5 protein-coding genes are annotated in these 2,247 nt (G+C 62.8%); 1 reads left to right on the top strand and 4 read right to left on the bottom strand.

Annotation, left to right across the window (positions count from 1 at the left end; genetic code table 11):
* Window positions 1-93 precede the first annotated feature (93 nt).
* Complete coding sequence (gene msrB, locus EN939_RS30830) at window positions 94-498, top strand: peptide-methionine (R)-S-oxide reductase MsrB (RefSeq protein ID WP_127270383.1); 405 nt, start codon at window positions 94-96, stop codon at window positions 496-498.
* An 86-nt stretch (window positions 499-584) separates the two neighbouring features.
* On the opposite strand, the gene EN939_RS30825 is transcribed toward msrB, so the two are convergent.
* The 4 genes from EN939_RS30825 to EN939_RS30810 form a co-directional block, all read right to left on the bottom strand.
* Complete coding sequence (locus tag EN939_RS30825) at window positions 585-896, bottom strand: hypothetical protein (protein ID WP_127270382.1); 312 nt, start codon at window positions 894-896, stop codon at window positions 585-587.
* Between the two features lie 7 nt (window positions 897-903).
* Window positions 904-1,344: a hypothetical protein gene (locus EN939_RS30820; protein WP_127270381.1), complete on the bottom strand. Its 441-nt coding sequence runs from the start codon at window positions 1,342-1,344 to the stop codon at window positions 904-906.
* A gap of 175 nt (window positions 1,345-1,519) precedes the next feature.
* Window positions 1,520-1,780, bottom strand: a complete 261-nt coding sequence (locus tag EN939_RS30815) for a DUF2312 domain-containing protein (RefSeq protein WP_013529099.1) — start codon at window positions 1,778-1,780, stop codon at window positions 1,520-1,522.
* A 156-nt stretch (window positions 1,781-1,936) separates the two neighbouring features.
* Window positions 1,937-2,247 (bottom strand): biotin/lipoyl-containing protein (locus EN939_RS30810; RefSeq protein WP_127271412.1); only part of this gene is annotated, 311 nt, incomplete at its 5' end.

Raw genomic sequence — 2,247 nt, 5'->3', positions numbered from 1 at the left:
CGTCAGACACTGGGCAGTCGTGTAACAAATGCCTATCTTGACGCGAATATCCGGTTGCAATCAACAACGAGCCGGCAAGGCTGAGGAGATCACATGGACACCCATACCTACCCTGTAACTCGCACCGACGCCGAATGGCGCGCCCGGCTGACGCCGGAGCAGTATGCCGTCATGCGCGGTCACGGCACCGAACGGCCGGGAAGCTGCGCCTTGCTCTACGAGAAGCGCGCCGGCACCTTTTCCTGCGCCGGCTGCGACCAGCCCTTGTTCGAATCCAAGCTGAAGTTCGAGAGCGGCACCGGCTGGCCGAGCTTCAACGACCCGGTGCCGGGCTCGGTCGAAAACACCGTCGACCGCAGCTACGGCATGGTTCGCACCGAATGTCATTGCGCCCGCTGCGGCAGCCATCTCGGCCATGTCTTCGAGGACGGCCCGCCGCCGACCGGCCTGCGCTATTGCATCAACGGGGTGGCGCTGAAATTCGAGCCTTCGGCCTGAGCCATCCGGGTTCGACACTATTATGAAAGGGCGGCATCTGTCGCCCTTTTCGTTTAAGTATCCGTTGCCCCCCTCTGGGCAGACGATCAGACCACGATCATCGCCACCAGCCACAGCGTAGCGCCCAGCGTCATCATCCAGGCCTTGGCACCGGGTATCTTTTCGGTGGTCCGCCACACCGCCAAGGTTAGGAACAGGCTGTAGGGCACCGACGCGAAATGCACTGCCAGCACAAGCCCGAGCGGCAACTTCAATCCGAGCAGAACGAGCGCCAGCACCGATGCGGCGATGCTGACCGCGGTGCCGACGAGGACAAGGTCGCGCCAGAACAGCCGGTCGAGCGGCACCTGGCCTTGCCAGCGTGAGCGGAAAAAGGAGCCGATACCTTCTGGCAACACCGGATGTCTATCCCTGCCCCAGGACTTCGGTTACCGCGCGCTCGATACGCGAGCATTCGGTCACCAGCCAGTCGGCCATGGCTGGCCAGTTGTCCTCGGCATAGCAGTTCACCCGCCACATCGAATTGATGCCAAGACCCTCGCAACTCTGTTCCGGCCTGAGCTTCAGCCTGGCCTCGATATCGGGCTGGAATGGCTTCAACCGCGACCACGCCTGCGTGGCGCCGAACTTCTCGTTGCGACCGAAGAAGACGCCGACCTGGCTCTGCGCCGGCGCGACATACATGGAAAGAACCAAGGCGAAGTCGGGCAGCCCGCGCTGCCAGAACCAGGGTCCGCGCCTCGCCATCAGAGCCCTTTCTTCGGGATGCCGCTCGGCGAACAGCGTCCAGAAGCCGCGCTGGCGGAATTCAGAGGCGCGGCGGGCGCCGAAGTCGAATTCGCTCATGGCTCGATGCTCGCTTCGGCATCATGCTCGGCCCGAGACTGTTTCGAAATTCGCTCTGGCGAGTCATATGGTGGTGGTTTCGAGAACCGGAGCGGAGCGTACTTAAAGTACGCGAGCACCGGAAGCGCAGAAAACGCCAACAGATGGCCGCCAGAGTAGAATTTCCAGACAGTCTCTACACCATACCGAGTGCGGCCTTGTACAGATCGAGGATGGTTTCCTCTTCCTGACGCTCGGCCTGGTCCTTCTTGCGCAGCCGGATGATCGTGCGCATCGCCTTGGTGTCGAAGCCGGTGCCCTTGGCCTCGGCGAACACTTCCTTGATGTCGTCGGAAATCGTCTTCTTCTCTTCCTCGAGCCGCTCTATGCGCTCGATGAAGGCACGCAGCTGGCCGGCGGCAACAGTCTGGCTGGTATCGGTGATATCGTCGGCCATATTTTTCTCCAAAAGCATCGGCTCCGCGACTCGCGGACGACTGCGGCAAAATTTGAGCCGGTTCGATGCCCGACCGGCGGCGGCGGGTCAAGCCGTTATCGACCAAGCCACAAGGGGCTGCCGCCAGAAGCCGACAGCCAGTCCGTTTTGCGAACTCTAATTGAAAGCGATCAGCAGATCCTTGGCATCGATCTGGTCGCCTGCCTTGACCAGCACCTCGGCGACCGTGCCGTCGCGCTCGGCATGCAGCGCCGTCTCCATCTTCATCGCTTCGATGGAAAGCAGCACGTCACCGGCCTTCACAGCCTGGCCGGCAGCCACCGAAAGCGCCGAGACGACGCCCGGCATCGGTGCGCCGACATGCGCCTCGTTGCCGGGTTCGGCCTTGCGGCGGGCCTTGGCGGCGGACGCGCCATGCGCCCGGTCGGGCACCTTGACACGACGCGGCTGGCCGTTGAGCTCGAAGA

The sequence above is a fragment of the Mesorhizobium sp. M7A.F.Ca.CA.002.05.1.1 genome, assembly GCF_003998335.1.
GTDB lineage: Bacteria > Pseudomonadota > Alphaproteobacteria > Rhizobiales > Rhizobiaceae > Mesorhizobium.
This window is presented reverse-complemented; position numbering and strand designations above follow the sequence as displayed.

Bases quoted from the DNA above. Each gene is read 5' to 3' on its own strand.
- msrB (WP_127270383.1), top strand. From the start codon at position 94: ATGGACACCCATACCTACCCTGTAACTCGCACCGACGCCGAATGGCGC.
- EN939_RS30820 (WP_127270381.1), bottom strand. From the start codon at position 1,344: ATGAGCGAATTCGACTTCGGCGCCCGCCGCGCCTCTGAATTCCGCCAG.
- EN939_RS30815 (WP_013529099.1), bottom strand. From the start codon at position 1,780: ATGGCCGACGATATCACCGATACCAGCCAGACTGTTGCCGCCGGCCAG.